This is a genomic window from Mycolicibacterium mageritense (genome assembly GCF_010727475.1).
In the GTDB taxonomy this organism is placed as follows: Bacteria; Actinomycetota; Actinomycetes; order Mycobacteriales; family Mycobacteriaceae; genus Mycobacterium; species Mycobacterium mageritense.
The window spans coordinates 4,828,482-4,842,223 of record NZ_AP022567.1; the positions used below are offsets into that span (position 1 = coordinate 4,828,482).

Here is a 13,742-nt window from a genome sequence, read left to right on the forward strand (position 1 = left end):
GACTCCATCAGTCGGAATACGTGTATTCGTTCTGTGGCGCACGCTGACGTCGGAAGCCCAGGAGTTCGGCCCGGACGTCTGAAACGGTCGCATCGGCTGTGAACTCAACCTGTCCCGACCCTACGCGGCTCACGGTCATCCGACAACGTTCGCGGTAGGCCTGCCCGCATGGGCCAGACTGTTCCCATGTCGACCATCACAGCTGCCGGAGGCGTGCTGCTTGCCGCCGGTGCGGGCAGCCGGTTCGGGATGCCGAAAGTGCTTGCGGCGCAGGGTGAATGGCTGCGCGGTGCGGTCACCGCGCTGCGCGACGGCGGATGCGCCGACGTCGTGGTGGTGCTGGGTGCGGCCGTCGTCGACGTCCCGGAACCGGCGCGCGCGGTCATTGCCGAGGACTGGGCGGACGGCCTGTCCGCATCGCTGCGGGCCGGTATCGAGGCGCTCGATTCAGCCGATTGTGCGGTACTGCACCTCGTCGACACGCCCGATGTCGGCGCCGACGTTGTGCGTCGGGTACTGGCTGCGGCGCAAGAGTCGGGGCTGGCCCGCGCCGTCTACTCCGGCCGTCCCGGGCACCCCGTCGTGGTGGCCCGGACGTATTGGGCCGAGTTGCTGGCCGCCGTGCACGGCGACGAGGGCGCCAGGCCGTTCCTGCGCGGCAGAAGCGACGTCGTCGCGGTCGAATGTGGTGATCTCGCGAGCGGCGCCGATATCGACGTCAACCCCCGAGGTTGAGCCCGAGGACGGCGCCGGCGAACCGGCGTACCGAGACCTCGGCGATTCTCGCGGCGTCGGCATGGCCCGTGCGGGCTCTGCTGTGGACGGTCGCGGTGACCGGGTCGAGGGTGACCTCCGCGAGCAACTCGCCTGTGGTCGGCTCGCACACCGCCCACGAGTAGAACGTGTCCGACGCCCACTGGGCTTCGCGGCGGGTCACGTAGTCCGGATCGGTCTCGCCGAGGTCGGTGAGGGCCGGGCGGTCGTCAATCAGGTCATCGTCGCGAAGCGCGCGCAAATACCATGCGCCGGCGTTGATTTCGATCGGTTCCATCGGCGCGCACTCCTTGAGAACGCAGTCAGGGCTGCGATCCCGACGGGATCACAGCCCTGACTGCAAATGTCAGTGATCGATTACTTGATCTCGGCGATCACGGTGCCCTGCGTGATGGCAGCGCCCGCCTCGACGGCCAGGCCGGTGATGGTGCCGTCCTTGTGAGCCGTGACCGGGTTCTCCATCTTCATGGCCTCCAGAACCACCACGAGGTCACCGGCGGACACCTCCTGGCCCTCTTCCACGGCCACCTTGACCACGGTGCCCTGCATCGGAGCCGTCACCGAGTCACCCGAAGCCGCCGCACCTCCGGCGCCACCACGCTTGCGCGGCTTGGGCTTCTTACGAACAACACCGCTCACGCCGCCACCGCCACCGCCGCCGAGCGCCAGGTCTCCGGGCAGCGACACCTCGAGACGACGGCCACCGACCTCGACGACCACGGTCTGGCGCGGAACGGTGTCCTCTTCCTCGATCGGATCGCCACCGGTGAAGGGCTCGACGGTGTTGTTCCACTCGGTCTCGATCCAGCGGGTGTGCACGTCGAAGCTCTCGCCGTCACCGATGAACGCAGGGTCGGAGACCACGGCCCGGTGGAACGGGATGACGGTCGCCAGGCCCTCGACATGGAATTCGGCGAGCGCTCGGCGGGACCGTTCCAGCGCCTCTTCGCGCGTGGCGCCAGTGACGATCAGCTTGGACAGCATCGAGTCGAACTGGCCACCGATGACCGAGCCGGCCTCGACGCCGGAGTCCAGGCGTACACCGGGGCCGGTGGGGATGTCATAGCGCGTGACCGGGCCGGGGGCGGGCAGGAAGCCGCGGCCGGCGTCCTCGCCGTTGATGCGGAACTCGATCGAGTGGCCGCGCGGCGTCGGATCCTCGGTGATGTCGAGGGGCTCGCCGTTGGCGATCTTGAACTGCTGGCGCACCAGGTCGATGCCCGAGGTCTCCTCGGTGACGGGGTGTTCCACCTGCAGTCGGGTGTTGACCTCGAGGAACGAGATCAGGCCGTCCTGGCCGACCAGGTATTCGACGGTGCCTGCGCCGTAGTACTGGGCCTCCTTGCAGATGCGCTTGGCCGACTCGTGGATCTCCTTGCGCTGCGCGTCGGTCAGGAACGGCGCCGGGGCCTCCTCGACGAGCTTCTGGAAGCGGCGCTGCAGCGAGCAGTCGCGGGTGCCTGCGACGACGACGTTGCCGTGCTGGTCGGCGATCACCTGGGCCTCGACGTGACGCGGCTTGTCCAGGTAGCGCTCGACGAAGCACTCCCCGCGGCCGAACGCGGCGATGGCCTCACGGGTCGCCGACTCGAACAGCTCGGGGATCTCCTCGATGGTGCGGGCCACCTTCATGCCGCGGCCGCCACCGCCGAACGCGGCCTTGATCGCGACCGGAACGCCGTACTCCTTGGCGAATGCGACGACCTCGTCGGCGTCCTTGACCGGATCCGGGGTGCCCGGCACCAGCGGGGCCTTGGCCCGCGCGGCGATGTGGCGGGCCGTGACCTTGTCGCCGAGGTCGCGGATCGACTGCGGGCTCGGGCCGATCCAGATCAGTCCGGCGTCCAGCACGGCCTGGGCGAAGTCGGCGTTCTCCGACAGGAAGCCGTAACCCGGGTGGATGGCGTTGGCGCCGGACTTCGCGGCGGCGTCGAGGATCTTCTCGAACACCAGGTACGACTCGGCAGACGTCTGGCCACCGAGGGCGAACGCCTCGTCGGCGAGCCGCACGTGCGGCGCATCGGCGTCGGGCTCGGCGTACACGGCCACGCTGGCCAGTCCGGCGTCCTTGGCGGCGCGGATCACCCGAACCGCGATCTCCCCGCGATTGGCGACAAGCACCTTGGAGATCTTTGAGCTGGCGTGGTTCGCCACGGTGCCTCCTCGGCAGTTCTCTAAGAAACGTCTTTAAGAATCTATCGCGGGCAGTTTATGCGGCGCACCTGAACCCTTGGCGAGCCGGTGCCGGTTACCGACGGGTAGGTTTCGTCCCGGATTCGTCGGTCGGCGCATCGGTCCTGCTCGACGCCAGAATTCGGGCGTAAGCCCGCACCCCGACGCTATTACCGTTGGCGCGCGGGGGCAGGGATATTCGTCAATGTTGTCGGCGTGTTGGTGAGTGGGGGTCATGGCGGCCGCGCCCACGGCGGCCGCGTCGTCGACTGTCGCTCAGGCGGCCCGCAGCCGCCGTTTGATCCGCGTCAGCATGGCCGACATGCCGCGCAGCCGCAGCGGGCTGATCAGGGCGGCCAGGCCCAGGTCGGTATAGAAGTCGTCGGGTACGGCCAGGATGTCGTCCGAGGATTGGTTGTCGAGCCCGGTCGCGAGGATCGCGGCGAACCCGCGCGTCGTCGGCGCCTCGGCAGGCGCGCTGAAGTACAGCCGGACATGGTCCCGGTCAGACGCGTCGACGTCGAGGAACAGCGGCGACTGGCACTCGGGGACCGGCTCCATCGCGGCTTCCTCGAGGTGAGCGGGCAGCGGCGGCAAGTCGTTGGCGAACTCCAGAAGCAGCTGCAGCTTGTCCTGGCCGGTCACTTCCTGGAAGTCCGAAACCACCTCGGCCAGGGCGGCCGGCATGGCACTCATGCGGAACCCGGGGCCTCTCCCGGATCGGGCCCCACCGCGACGGGCACGCGTACGGCGTTACCCCACTCGGTCCAGGATCCGTCGTAGTTGCGCACGCCGGGCAGGCCGAGCAGGTGGGTCAGCACGAACCAGGTGTGGCTCGAGCGCTCACCGATGCGGCAGTACACGACGGTCTTGTCCTCGGGCGTGAGGAAGCTGTAGAGCTCCTCGAGCTCGGCCCGGCTGCGGAACTGGCCGTTGTCCTTGGCGGCCTTGGCCCACGGGATGGACTTGGCCGTCGGAATGTGACCGCCGCGCAGCGCGCCCTCTTCGGGATAGTCGGGCATGTGGGTGCGCTCGCCCGTGTACTCCTGAGGCGACCGCACATCGATCAGTGGCTGCTTGCCGAGGATGCCCAGAACGTCCTCGCGGTACGCCCGGATCGGGGCGTCGTCCCGCTCGACGACCGGGTACCCGGTGGTCTGCCGGACCGGCACGTCAAGGGTCGTGTCGCGGCCGTTGGACACCCACAGATCGCGTCCCCCGTCGAGCAACCGCACGTCGGGGTGGCCGAAGAGGGTGAACACCCACAGTGCGTAGGCCGCCCACCAGTTGCTCTTGTCGCCGTAGATCACGACGGTGTCGTCCCGGCTGATGCCCTTGCGATTCATCAGCTCGGCGAACTGCTCGCCGTTGATGTAGTCGCGGACATGGGGATCGTTGAGGTCGGTGTGCCAGTCGATCTTCACCGCGCCGGGGATGTGGCCGGTGTCGTAGAGCAGCACGTCCTCGTCGGACTCGACGATGGCCAAACCTGGCCTGCCGAGATTGCTGGCCAGCCAGTCGGCGGTGACCAGGCGTTCCGGGTGGGCATAGTCGGTGAGCGTGGGGCTGGGATCTGCAGGCAGCGGCACAGTGTGAGCCTACCGCCGGACCGGAAATTGCTGCTCGGTAGTGCCGCGACGCCCGCCTATGGTCCCCGATCACGGTTGCCGCGACGGCCGTCAGGCGACGGTGCGCTCGATCAGCTGAGCGACAGCGGCCATGCCTGCGGCATTGGGATGAAAGGAGCCGGCGAACCGATGGATCGGCTGCAGGGGCTGAATCCACGGCTCGTCGGTGCCCAACTCGTGGCCGCGTCCCAGCTGTGAAGCCAGGACCAAGTCGACACGTGTGGCGTCGGCGGCGCGAGCGAACACCTCCGACAGCTGCTCGTGGACGGTCGCCACGGCCGCGATGGCCGCGGCGTCGAAAGGCGCGTCCTCGAACGCTCGTGTTTCCTGGCCGACCAACGGCAGGTAATCGACCAGAACGACACGGGCCTGCGGTGCGCGGAGCTGGGCTTCGGCCACGACACGCGCCAGACCGCTCGTGGCCGAATCGAGCTGGGGTTGCGTGACCACGGGAAGAGTGGCGGGCCGCCACCGCTGCAATCGCCTGCCGGTGTAGCGGTCGAGGGTGAAGTACACCCCGAGCTTGATCGCCGAGCCCAGATAGTCGAGGTCGTTGCCCGCCGCGGTGATCAACACCAGGTCGGTGTCGGAGGGGAGCCCGGTGAGTTGGGGCGGGAACTTCGTCAACGCGACGCGCTGCGGGGTGTCGAGGATTGTCGAAGTTGTCGCTCCGGACACCGTGAGATCGGTGAGCCGCGCGCCGAACGTCTCGGCGAGCAGGTGCGCGTAGTTTCTGCCGGAGCGCATCGCGGCGCGGTCGGCGACTGGCGGGATACCCGGACCGGCGGCATACGAGCTGCCGAGCGCGGCGATCCGGCGGGGAGCGGTCATCGCTCCATGTTATGGACTTGTGTGTGAAACACGGCGGGCTGCAAGTGCTCCCGTGCCGTCAAGCGGTGAAGACCACCTCGTAGGCCACGGCGTAGCGACGGGCCCCTGGCTTGGTGCGGAACAGCGAACCGCCGTCCTGGCACCAGGTGACGACGCGCAGCAGGCGCTTGCCCGGTGCGAGGCGTTTGGCGATGATGTCGGCGAATGCGGCGCGCAGCCGCTCCAGGTCATAGGTTTCGATGTCGCGGGTGACGCGAACGTCCCACATCGTCTCTTCGACTGGCATCGGCCCAGTGTCAACCCGATCCGGTGCGGATCCGGGTCTTCCGCGCGGCGTGCCGTCGGCCAAAAAGGTTGCAATTTGGTCACTGCCGACCGCCGGTACCCGCCCGTCGTGATGGCCACGTGCGCGGTGTCGACCAAACTGCTTGTCGTTCAACAGCAATGGAATCTCCTGTGTCAGCGCCAGTTTGCGCCGAACATCTTGATGCCGGTCATTTCCGTCGCACCCGCCTCATGTCGCCCTTGGGCCGCTGAGAAATCAATACCCGCTGGTGACGCAGTCGAAACCGGGAATACGTTTCGTGCGCACGGCCGCGGGTACAGCGCAGGCATGGGATTTCAAGTAACAGAAGTGCAGAAGTGCCTGGCCGGTTTCAACTACCCGGGCTCACCGACAGACCTTGCCGACCACGCCCAGAAGAACGGTGCGGACAGCGATCTTGTCGAAACCCTGCGGGGTCTCGACAAGGACAGTTTCGACGGGCCCAATGCCGTCATGTCCGCGCTCGGATCCAAGGATGCGCTGGGTGGCGGGCAGTGACTGAAAGACAGAGAAATGACGAAAGCAGCGAACCCGCACCCGGATCTGGTTGACGACATCATCGCCGACCATCGCGAGGTGGAGGAAGTCTTCAAAGAGCTGGAGAAGAACGAGGATCCGCCGCGACGGCGAGACCTCGTCGAACACGTCGTGACCGAACTCGTCCGGCATTCGGTGGCCGAGGAACAGTATCTCTATCCGACCGCGCGGCGGGTGCTCGACGACGGCGACGAGCTGGCAGACCATGAGCTCAAAGAGCACGCCCAAGCCGAACTGGTGATGAAGCAGATCGAGAAAACCGATACTGACGACCCGCATTTCGAAGAACTCGTCGGCAAGCTCATCGGGGACATCCGCCACCACATCGAAGATGAGGAACAGGATCTGCTGCCCAAACTTCGAGCCGCGTGCGCCGAGACCGATCTGCGTGAACTCGGCGAGAAGTTCGAGAAGGCCAAGAAGGCGGCGCCGACCCGCCCGCATCCGGCCGCGCCGGATCGACCCCCGGTCGACATGATCATCGGTCCCGGGGTCGGTCTGATCGATCGGCTGCGGGATGCCCTGACCGGTCGGGGCGGATGACGCAGCGCCGGGCCCGCAGCGTTTGACGCAGCTCGGCGCGGGTATCCAGCTCCCACCTGACAAGGAGCGATGCCCGATGAAAGCGGCGACATCCGGTCGAGCGGCAGCCCGAGTTCGACTGTCCCACCACGTGATTCGACTTGACGACGGCCATCAGGTCGGTGTCTCCGTCGGTGGCCACGGCGTGCCGCTGGTGTTCTTGCACGGTTTGGGGTTGAGCCGTCGCGCATACCTGCGCCTACTGAGTCGGGTCGCTGCTCTCGGCTTTCTGGTGGTGGCGGTCGACACCCCAGGGCATGGTGATACTCACGATCTACCCTGCGACGCAGGAGAACTCGGCGACCGCGCGGACCTTGTTATCCGCACACTGGATGCACTCGGCATCGAGCAGGCGGTAGTCGCCGGCCATTCGATGGGCGGGCGCCTGACGATTCATCTCGCGGCAGCCGTGCCCGATCGGGCACTGGCCGTCATCCTTTTCGACGCCGCGGCGGGCGCGTCGTTCGATGCTGCCGTCGCGACCGTGACGCGCTCGCCTCGACAGATCTTGCGCACCATCACCGGGGCGATGAGTGACATGTACCGCGACCCGTTCTGGATGCAGGTCGCCGCGGCAAGCCGGTATCTGCGGATGCTTACCGCTGTGGCATTGGGCAAGATTCTGCCGCCCACAGGCTTCACGGGTGCCGCGCGGGCGATCATGCAGTCGGGGGAGTGCACGTCGCTGCTGCGGGTCATTCGCGAACGGCAGATCCCGACCATGGTGTTGCACGGGGCAAGCGATGCGATTGTGCCGTTCGAAAGTGCATGTGAGGTAGCCGACGACGCAAATGCGACGCTCTACCGTGTGCGCGACGCTTGCCATTCCTGGCTCATCACCGATCCCCGTCGAGGCGCGGACTCGGTGCGCCGACTGCTCGACGGCGCATTGGGTGACGTGTTGCGCCATGCCGCAGAAGCGTTGGGGGTAGACGACTGGCGTGACATCGCGGCGTGGGACCGACGCCTGGTCGAGCCGGACGCCTTGGTGCGCACTCTCAACCCGGACCACAACCTGCTCGGTATGGATGTGCGCGGGCGGGTGGACATGGAACTCGTGCGGCGTGCCGATCACCCGAAGGCCGCGCGGCGCGCGGCGGTGGTGCGGGAGTTCCTGCGGCCCCGGGATGCCCGCCCCGCGTGAACCGGATCAGCGCTGGGGTTGCGTGTCTCCCGGCGGCGGTGTCGGCAGTCCCAGGCGGTCCTGGATGTTGTCGATCTTCGCCTCGATCCGCTCCATGTCGTCGGCGTCGACCTTGAATATCCAGTGTTTCGCACCGAGGAGCAGGATGGCCTGGAACACCAGTTGGAGCCACTCGCTCTGCCAGTTCTCCAGGGTGCTCGCGAAGAAGGTGCTCCAGTACTCCGGCCACGCGAACGGCTGGCCGTGCGCAGCTTGTTCGGAGCGGAACGTCTGCAGCTGTGTGACGAACTGGCCGAACCATGATCCGGCGAACAGCAACAGCAGCACATACACCGCACCCCACCGTCGAAAATGTCGCATTACCCCTCCTTCAGCCCTCCGACGCGGCATCGCTCCCGTGGTGAAGTTCGTCGTGCAGCTCTTCTTGATCGCTGACCTCTTCGTTTTCGAGGTCGATGACGTCTTCTTTGGCGTCGGTGGTGGCCCGGATCAGCTCATCGAGCTTGATCAGGATCGCGGTGGTGTGCCGATTGGTGGTGTGCTGCAGGACGAACAACATCGGCAGTGTCACCAAGGCCGCGGCGGAATGGATGAACACCTGCCACCAGTGATCGAAGCCGGTCACCGCTCCCACCACGAAGAAGATGACCGCCGCGGCCGCGATAAGCACTGCGGTCCAACGTGATCCCACAACGCGGCTGGTGGTGTCGAGGAGCGCAGTCAACCCCTGCGGGGTGTCAGCCTTCGATGCCATCGGATCTGCGCTCTTTCTGTCAGACGTCAGGCCGGCACCGACAAGCCGGCGACCCTGGTAGTACCCCGTGTCGCTCGGCCGAAACTGCGCGAGGGCCCCGAGCTCGGCTTGGGGCTCCGCAGCAACACGTGGACAGGGAACCGGCAAGGCCCGACGACGCGCCGCCCCAGCGGTGTTGTGAACCGCGGATTCACCGCGTGGCCTGCGGCAGTGGGTTTGCCGACGCCTACGGCGGGTAATCAGATAATCCGATGAGTACCAGGAGGTTCCGGTGTCTGGCGGTGGTGTGGGAGACGCGGTGGAACTCGATGCGGCGATGACCGAGTTGGTGCGGAGATCGAGCGGCGGTGCCAATCCTGACCACTACGTGATCCTGGCAAAGATCGTGATGGCCGCCGCTGAGCAACTGCCTGCTGTGGATCACGCCGGGGTGGCGCTGTTCGGCGAAAGCGGAGTGATCCGTTCGCTTGCAGCCACGGATGGTGATGCGCTGATGCTCGACCACGTTCAGCGGCTTTGCGGACAGGGCCCCGGCTACCAATCTGCGGCGGATGGCCGGGCCGTGCATGTCGACGACCTGTCCGTCGAGAAGCGCTGGCCTGCCTTCGTCGAACAGGCCTCAGCACTCACGCCGATACGTTCGATTCTCATGTTCCCGCTGCTGGCAGACGGTGGCGACAGTGCGGTGCTGGCCATGTCCGCTGACGGCCCGAGCGTATTTCTGGCAGATGTGGTGAAGGCCGGCTCGGTGTTCGCCAAACACGCCGCCGGTTGTCTCGAAGCGGCACGCAATCAACCGCCGGTGCGTTGCCACGTCGCCGCGGTGGGTTCCCGCTCACGACGCCCTCAAGGAGTCAGTCGCTGGGTGCGCCACTGATGCCGCTGCGCGGGCCGTGGCGACCGGTGTGAATCGACCCGTGGTGTTTGGTCGGTCGGCGCCCGGGTACCTCCCCGGGCAGCCTGAACCCGACGAGAGGGTCCGTGATGAGGACGATGCCCCACCCGCGCGCTGCCATGAAGACGGTTGGTGCACGTGCGTCCAGCGCTGTCAGCGGTCCCTTCCAATGGATTGCCGCCCTGCGGAACGGCAGGGTCTTTCATCCCGACGGTGTGCTGACAACGGGCTCCCTTGAACGGACTGCACCCGCGGGCGACGGTCTGCCCGTCGAAACCACTCACGACGTGGTGGCTCGGCTGTCCAAAGGGCTCGGCCTGCCGGGCGCGGTGCCTGACATCATCGGACTCGCCGTGCGGTTGCCACCGCAGCAGTCCGCCGCGACGCCGTGGGACATCCTGCTTGCGTCTGCCGGTACCGGCCCAGCCGGCCGTGTCGTCGGCGTGCGGCCCGCGCTTCGGTGGTCCGGCCAGCCGCTTTCCAGCGTGATGCCGGTGCGGTACCACAACCGAAATTGGTGGATCAGCGCGCGAATGGTCGACGACATCAACGGCTTTGGTGTACCGCTCGCCGATGTGCGAGATCGGTTGCGCGACAGCGGTGTGCGGTTCGACATCGATCAAGCCTGTGGCGCGCAACCGTTTCGGCCCTTGGCCCGGCTGACTCTGCGCGGCGTCGTACCGTCCGATGCGGCACACGACGTGGCGTTCGACCCGGTCTTGCACGTCGCACCCGGAGTGCGGCCGGCGCCACAGTGGCTGGCTTCGTTGCGCGCGCACGCCTACGACCGCAGCCGGCGTGGCCGTCATGCCGGGTGAGTTCAGCGGTTATGTCCGGAACGGAGGAGATTGATGGATGCACTGGCATTTCTGCGCAGCGACCACGAGAGCGTGTTGGGCATGCTCGAAGTGCTCGAAGGCGCGCCGCGTGGCGAAGGCGCCACCGCAAGCGGCCTCAAAACGATGGTGACCAACTTGATCATCGCGGAATCCCAACACGAGGCAATCGAAGAGCAGCTGTTCTGGCCGGCCGTACGGCAGGCCCTCGATGACGGCGACGAACTCGCCGATCGGGCGATCGACCAGGAGGAGGCCGGCAAGAAGCTGCTGCAGCGCCTCGAGGACGGCGAGCCGGGCCAGGCCGATTACCACGATGCCCTCGACGAGTTCATCAAGGCAGGCCGAGAACACATCACATACGAGCAAGAGGTGGTGTGGCCGCGGTTCTCGGCCGCTGTGAGCGCCGGTGACCTGGACAAGCTGGGCGCCGAGCTTGAGGCGGCCAAGAAGCTGGCGCCCACCCGCCCGCATCCCGGCACGCCGTCGAGTCAGGGCGCCCAGATGACCATGGGCATGGGCGCGGCGATCATCGACCACGTCCGCGACGCGGTGAGCGGACGTGACGACAAGAACCCACCGGATCCGCCCGATCAGTAACGGGCAAAAGCGGAGGGGCCGGCGCTTCAGCCGGCCCCTGGCGTTTTCCGGTTACGTTGTGGCTGTGTGCTGTTCGTGAGTGAACGGCTTTTCGCTGTGAACCGCGGGTTCACCGTCGGGATTGTTCTCGACGCCCTTGTTCTCGCGCATCGAGCTGCCGAGCCAATCGTCGGCAGGAGACTTCACGTACTTCCATTTCATCCCGTCGGGCCACGGTCCCTGCCCTTGATTCCACGGTCCGCGGACATCGCCTTTGCCGTTGGACATGTTGAACGCGACGTTCTGGAAGCGGTCGTCGCCTGCCAGCGTGCCGGGCGGGAAGTTCACCGGCAGTTCGTTGAGCGCCGCCGTGAACTGCTGGTAGTGCGCGACCTCGCGGGTCATGAGGAAGGTGAGCGTGTCCTGAACACCCGGATCGTCGGTGAACTGCTTGAGGTACTCGTAGACGATCTTGGCCCGCGACTCGGCGGCCAAGTTGCTGCGCAGATCCACCGACGGATCTCCGTTGGAGTTCACGTATGCACCCGACCACGGCACGCCGGCCGAGTTGCTGACATCGGGGCCGCCGCCCGTGAGCGCAAAGTACAAGGGATTGACGGCAACCTGGTGGATGGCCTCTTCACGGCCTTCGGGGCTCGCCACCGCCGGCATCCAGTCACAGCGCTCGTTCGCCAACTTGAGATCGTCGTTCAGACCGTCGAGCAGCATCGTGATCGTCGCTCCGACCATCTCCAGATGGCTCAGCTCCTCGGTCGCGATGTCCATGAAGAGGTCGTACATCTTGGGGTTCTTCTGACGCAGCACAAACGCCTGCGTGAAGTACTGCATCGCCGCCTTGAGTTCGCCGTTCGCGCCGCCGAACTGCTCTTGCAGGATGGTCGCGAATCGTGGGTCGGGTTGGCTCACCCGGACTTCGAATTGCAGGTCTTTGTTGTGGATGAACATTGGCGCTCCTCGGGCTGCGTCGGGCTGATCCCGCCGCATACCACGCAAACGACCGCGTCAAACCCGTTTGACGAGTTGCGTGTGCGCCGACGCCGATGCACGCCGCGGCACGCCTCACACGTAACGGCGCGCCAGGTTCTCGACTCCGGCGGCAAGGAAGCGGCGGACCACGCTCGCCACTTCCGTCTCATCGCCTGCGGTCACCTCGAAGTCCGCGGACCAGATGACGGTGCTGTGTTGCCCGTCCTCAGGACGGGCGCTGAAGTCACCGACATAGTGGTCGACGGGCATGTCGGTGGACATGATCTCGTACCGATATCGATGGTCTTCGGGATTCAGCGCGATGAGCCGCTCAACCTGGTGTTGGTTGTCGCGTGTTTCGGCCGCCCGGAGCGCACCGATCTCATCACCGCTTCCTTCCACTCGTGCCAGCATCGGGTGCCACTCGGCCACGGCGTGAAACGGCCCGATCTCGCGCCACAATTCGTCGATGTTGCGATCCACCAGTGCGGTCGCCTCTACGTGTGCCATTGCCGTTCCTTCCGCGTAGGTCAGCCGTTCGCTGTCGGCTCGCCTCTTCGCCGTGTCCACACTCTGTGGGCCGAGATCCCCTCGGGCAAGAGCGACGGTTTGCCCGGTCCGGTCACGAGATAGACCGCGCCGGCGAGCATCAACAAGTAGCCCAGCACGGATGCCGTCAACAGCGCGGCGATCATGGTGGGCACAACGATCATCGCAGCGACCATGGCGGCCAGCCCGCTCACGATGAGGGCCGCCGCCTTCATCCGCCGAACCGCGACCCGGTACGGAGCCCGTAGGTGCTGAGCGAGTTTCGGATCGTCACTCTGCAGTTCCCGCTCGATGTCCGCGAGCAGGTGCTTTTCATAATCGGAGAGCGGCATCTTCTCTCCTTCCGCCGCCATCATGCCGGTGACCCGCTGGGCGTCGAATCCATCGTCTTTGGGATTCCCTGACACGGGCATGCATACACGTCGTGGAGCCGACGAAATCCCGCAGTCGGTCTCTCGAAACTATCGCGACGGCGCGCTGTGTTCCCAGAGCTCGGCGACCGACACCCCCGCCGCGGCCAGCATGCGGCGCAGCAGCGGCAGGCTCAGCCCGATGACGTTCGACGGGTCGCCGTCGATGCGCTCGACGAACCAACTGCCGAGCCCGTCGAGAGTGAAACCGCCCGCCACGCCCAGCGGTTCGCCGCTGTCCAGGTACGCCTCCAGATCGGCGGCCGATGGCTTGGCAAAATGCACTGTGGTGACCGCTGATTCGACTTTGCGGGAGACGACGTCGCGGTTGCGCACGGTGACCAGGGCGTGCCCGGTGTGCAACTGGGCGGACTGTCCGGCCATCGCCCGCCACTGGCGTCGCGCCGCATCGACGGTTCCGGGCTTACCGCACAGCGCACCATCGAGATACAGCATGGAATCGCAACCGATGACGACGCAGTCCTCCGCGATGGCCGCAGGCAGACGTGTCACCACATCGTCGGCCTTGGCAGCGGCCAGGGCACCGACCACCTGCTCGGGTGGTGCGTCGCCCACAGCCGCGATGACGGCGTCCTCGTCGACGCCGGACACCACGACCACCGGGTCGACCCCGGCCTGCCGCAGCACACCCAGCCGGCCCGACGATGCCGAACCCAGGACGACTCGGGTCATCTCATCGGTGCCGTTTCTTCTTCGCGCAAGCGCTCACTGGTGCTGT

19 protein-coding genes are annotated in these 13,742 nt (G+C 66.4%); 7 read left to right on the forward strand and 12 right to left on the reverse strand.

The features are described 5' to 3' along the window. The first annotated feature begins 186 nt into the window (after nt 1–186). Nucleotides 187–735, forward strand: coding sequence for a nucleotidyltransferase family protein (locus G6N67_RS23280; protein ID WP_036428541.1), 549 nt, complete (start codon nt 187–189; stop codon nt 733–735). Here G6N67_RS23280 and G6N67_RS23285 read toward each other — a convergent pair. The 6 genes from G6N67_RS23285 to G6N67_RS23310 all read right to left on the reverse strand — a co-directional run bounded on the left by G6N67_RS23285 (nt 719) and on the right by G6N67_RS23310 (nt 5,673). Beyond that, nucleotides 719–1,051, reverse strand: coding sequence for a hypothetical protein (locus tag G6N67_RS23285; protein WP_036428540.1), 333 nt, complete (start codon nt 1,049–1,051; stop codon nt 719–721). The two genes, G6N67_RS23280 and G6N67_RS23285, sit on opposite strands and share 17 nt — an antisense overlap. Nucleotides 1,052–1,131: 80 nt before the next feature. Then, on the reverse strand, nt 1,132–2,928 hold the full coding sequence (locus G6N67_RS23290; RefSeq protein ID WP_036428538.1) for an acetyl-CoA carboxylase biotin carboxylase subunit: 1,797 nt from the start codon (nt 2,926–2,928) through the stop codon (nt 1,132–1,134). Nucleotides 2,929–3,222: 294 nt separating this feature from the next. Next, a complete protein-coding gene (locus G6N67_RS23295; RefSeq protein ID WP_036428536.1) occupies nt 3,223–3,642 on the reverse strand; it encodes a SufE family protein in 420 nt (139 codons plus the stop codon). After that, nucleotides 3,639–4,535 (reverse strand): sulfurtransferase, encoded by an 897-nt coding sequence (locus tag G6N67_RS23300; RefSeq protein WP_036428535.1) that lies wholly within the window; start codon nt 4,533–4,535, stop codon nt 3,639–3,641. Before G6N67_RS23300 ends, G6N67_RS23295 begins: the two co-directional genes overlap by 4 nt. Before the next feature lie 90 nt (nt 4,536–4,625). After that, nucleotides 4,626–5,405 (reverse strand): SGNH/GDSL hydrolase family protein, encoded by a 780-nt coding sequence (locus G6N67_RS23305; RefSeq protein WP_036428532.1) that lies wholly within the window; start codon nt 5,403–5,405, stop codon nt 4,626–4,628. 58 nt (nt 5,406–5,463) lie between these two features. After that, a complete protein-coding gene (locus tag G6N67_RS23310) occupies nt 5,464–5,673 on the reverse strand; it encodes a hypothetical protein (RefSeq protein ID WP_036434228.1) in 210 nt (69 codons plus the stop codon). A 345-nt stretch (nt 5,674–6,018) separates the two neighbouring features. Between G6N67_RS23310 and G6N67_RS23315 the strand changes: the two genes are divergently transcribed. The 3 genes from G6N67_RS23315 (at nt 6,019) to G6N67_RS23325 (ending at nt 7,993) form a co-directional block, all read left to right on the forward strand. After that, nucleotides 6,019–6,228 (forward strand): DUF2795 domain-containing protein, encoded by a 210-nt coding sequence (locus G6N67_RS23315; RefSeq protein WP_036428530.1) that lies wholly within the window; start codon nt 6,019–6,021, stop codon nt 6,226–6,228. Nucleotides 6,229–6,243: 15 nt separating this feature from the next. After that, nucleotides 6,244–6,810, forward strand: a complete 567-nt coding sequence (locus G6N67_RS23320) for a hemerythrin domain-containing protein (protein WP_036428527.1) — start codon at nt 6,244–6,246, stop codon at nt 6,808–6,810. Nucleotides 6,811–6,940: 130 nt separating this feature from the next. Beyond that, complete coding sequence (locus G6N67_RS23325) at nt 6,941–7,993, forward strand: alpha/beta fold hydrolase (RefSeq protein ID WP_230022044.1); 1,053 nt, start codon at nt 6,941–6,943, stop codon at nt 7,991–7,993. 6 nt (nt 7,994–7,999) lie between these two features. On the opposite strand, the gene G6N67_RS23330 is transcribed toward G6N67_RS23325, so the two are convergent. Together G6N67_RS23330 and G6N67_RS23335 are read right to left on the reverse strand one after the other, a co-directional pair. After that, nucleotides 8,000–8,383: a DUF6766 family protein gene (locus tag G6N67_RS23330; protein ID WP_396897932.1), complete on the reverse strand. Its 384-nt coding sequence runs from the start codon at nt 8,381–8,383 to the stop codon at nt 8,000–8,002. After that, nucleotides 8,364–8,747, reverse strand: coding sequence for a low affinity iron permease family protein (locus tag G6N67_RS23335; protein WP_036428522.1), 384 nt, complete (start codon nt 8,745–8,747; stop codon nt 8,364–8,366). The genes G6N67_RS23330 and G6N67_RS23335 overlap by 20 nt, the downstream gene beginning before the upstream one ends. Before the next feature lie 298 nt (nt 8,748–9,045). Here G6N67_RS23335 and G6N67_RS23340 point away from each other — a divergent pair, with 298 nt between their 5' ends. The 3 genes from G6N67_RS23340 (at nt 9,046) to G6N67_RS23350 (ending at nt 11,078) form a co-directional block, all read left to right on the forward strand. Further along, on the forward strand, nt 9,046–9,624 hold the full coding sequence (locus G6N67_RS23340; protein WP_131524544.1) for a GAF domain-containing protein: 579 nt from the start codon (nt 9,046–9,048) through the stop codon (nt 9,622–9,624). A 233-nt stretch (nt 9,625–9,857) separates the two neighbouring features. Next, nucleotides 9,858–10,460: a phosphodiesterase gene (locus tag G6N67_RS23345; RefSeq protein ID WP_407663292.1), complete on the forward strand. Its 603-nt coding sequence runs from the start codon at nt 9,858–9,860 to the stop codon at nt 10,458–10,460. 33 nt (nt 10,461–10,493) lie between these two features. After that, nucleotides 10,494–11,078 carry a hemerythrin domain-containing protein gene (locus tag G6N67_RS23350; RefSeq protein WP_036428517.1) on the forward strand — a complete coding sequence of 195 codons (585 nt, stop codon included), beginning with the start codon at nt 10,494–10,496 and terminating at the stop codon, nt 11,076–11,078. 51 nt (nt 11,079–11,129) lie between these two features. Here the strand turns inward: G6N67_RS23350 and G6N67_RS23355 are convergent, their stop codons facing one another. The 4 genes from G6N67_RS23355 to G6N67_RS23370 form a co-directional block, all read right to left on the reverse strand. Beyond that, the gene (locus tag G6N67_RS23355) at nt 11,130–12,023 is read right to left on the reverse strand and encodes a manganese catalase family protein (protein WP_036428515.1); all 894 of its coding nucleotides are present in this window, start codon (nt 12,021–12,023) and stop codon (nt 11,130–11,132) included. 114 nt (nt 12,024–12,137) lie between these two features. Continuing rightward, the gene (locus G6N67_RS23360) at nt 12,138–12,554 is read right to left on the reverse strand and encodes an SRPBCC family protein (protein WP_036428513.1); all 417 of its coding nucleotides are present in this window, start codon (nt 12,552–12,554) and stop codon (nt 12,138–12,140) included. A gap of 20 nt (nt 12,555–12,574) precedes the next feature. Continuing rightward, nucleotides 12,575–13,006 carry a DUF3040 domain-containing protein gene (locus G6N67_RS23365; protein WP_051578423.1) on the reverse strand — a complete coding sequence of 144 codons (432 nt, stop codon included), beginning with the start codon at nt 13,004–13,006 and terminating at the stop codon, nt 12,575–12,577. A gap of 48 nt (nt 13,007–13,054) precedes the next feature. Next, entirely contained in the window at nt 13,055–13,696 is a 642-nt protein-coding gene (locus G6N67_RS23370; protein ID WP_036428511.1) for a Maf family protein, read from the reverse strand. Nucleotides 13,697–13,742 lie beyond the last annotated feature (46 nt).

Excerpts from the sequence above, each read along its gene's own strand:
- G6N67_RS23360 (WP_036428513.1), bottom strand. The coding sequence starts at position 12,554 with ATGGCACACGTAGAGGCGACCGCACTGGTGGATCGCAACATCGACGAA.
- G6N67_RS23330 (WP_396897932.1), bottom strand. The coding sequence starts at position 8,383 with ATGCCGCGTCGGAGGGCTGAAGGAGGGGTAATGCGACATTTTCGACGG.
- G6N67_RS23295 (WP_036428536.1), bottom strand. The coding sequence starts at position 3,642 with ATGAGTGCCATGCCGGCCGCCCTGGCCGAGGTGGTTTCGGACTTCCAG.
- G6N67_RS23350 (WP_036428517.1), top strand. The coding sequence starts at position 10,494 with ATGGATGCACTGGCATTTCTGCGCAGCGACCACGAGAGCGTGTTGGGC.
- G6N67_RS23305 (WP_036428532.1), bottom strand. The coding sequence starts at position 5,405 with ATGACCGCTCCCCGCCGGATCGCCGCGCTCGGCAGCTCGTATGCCGCC.
- G6N67_RS23310 (WP_036434228.1), bottom strand. The coding sequence starts at position 5,673 with ATGTGGGACGTTCGCGTCACCCGCGACATCGAAACCTATGACCTGGAG.
- G6N67_RS23365 (WP_051578423.1), bottom strand. The coding sequence starts at position 13,006 with ATGCCCGTGTCAGGGAATCCCAAAGACGATGGATTCGACGCCCAGCGG.
- G6N67_RS23285 (WP_036428540.1), bottom strand. The coding sequence starts at position 1,051 with ATGGAACCGATCGAAATCAACGCCGGCGCATGGTATTTGCGCGCGCTT.
- G6N67_RS23335 (WP_036428522.1), bottom strand. The coding sequence starts at position 8,747 with ATGGCATCGAAGGCTGACACCCCGCAGGGGTTGACTGCGCTCCTCGAC.
- G6N67_RS23280 (WP_036428541.1), top strand. The coding sequence starts at position 187 with ATGTCGACCATCACAGCTGCCGGAGGCGTGCTGCTTGCCGCCGGTGCG.
- G6N67_RS23370 (WP_036428511.1), bottom strand. The coding sequence starts at position 13,696 with ATGACCCGAGTCGTCCTGGGTTCGGCATCGTCGGGCCGGCTGGGTGTG.
- G6N67_RS23355 (WP_036428515.1), bottom strand. The coding sequence starts at position 12,023 with ATGTTCATCCACAACAAAGACCTGCAATTCGAAGTCCGGGTGAGCCAA.
- G6N67_RS23320 (WP_036428527.1), top strand. The coding sequence starts at position 6,244 with ATGACGAAAGCAGCGAACCCGCACCCGGATCTGGTTGACGACATCATC.
- G6N67_RS23315 (WP_036428530.1), top strand. The coding sequence starts at position 6,019 with ATGGGATTTCAAGTAACAGAAGTGCAGAAGTGCCTGGCCGGTTTCAAC.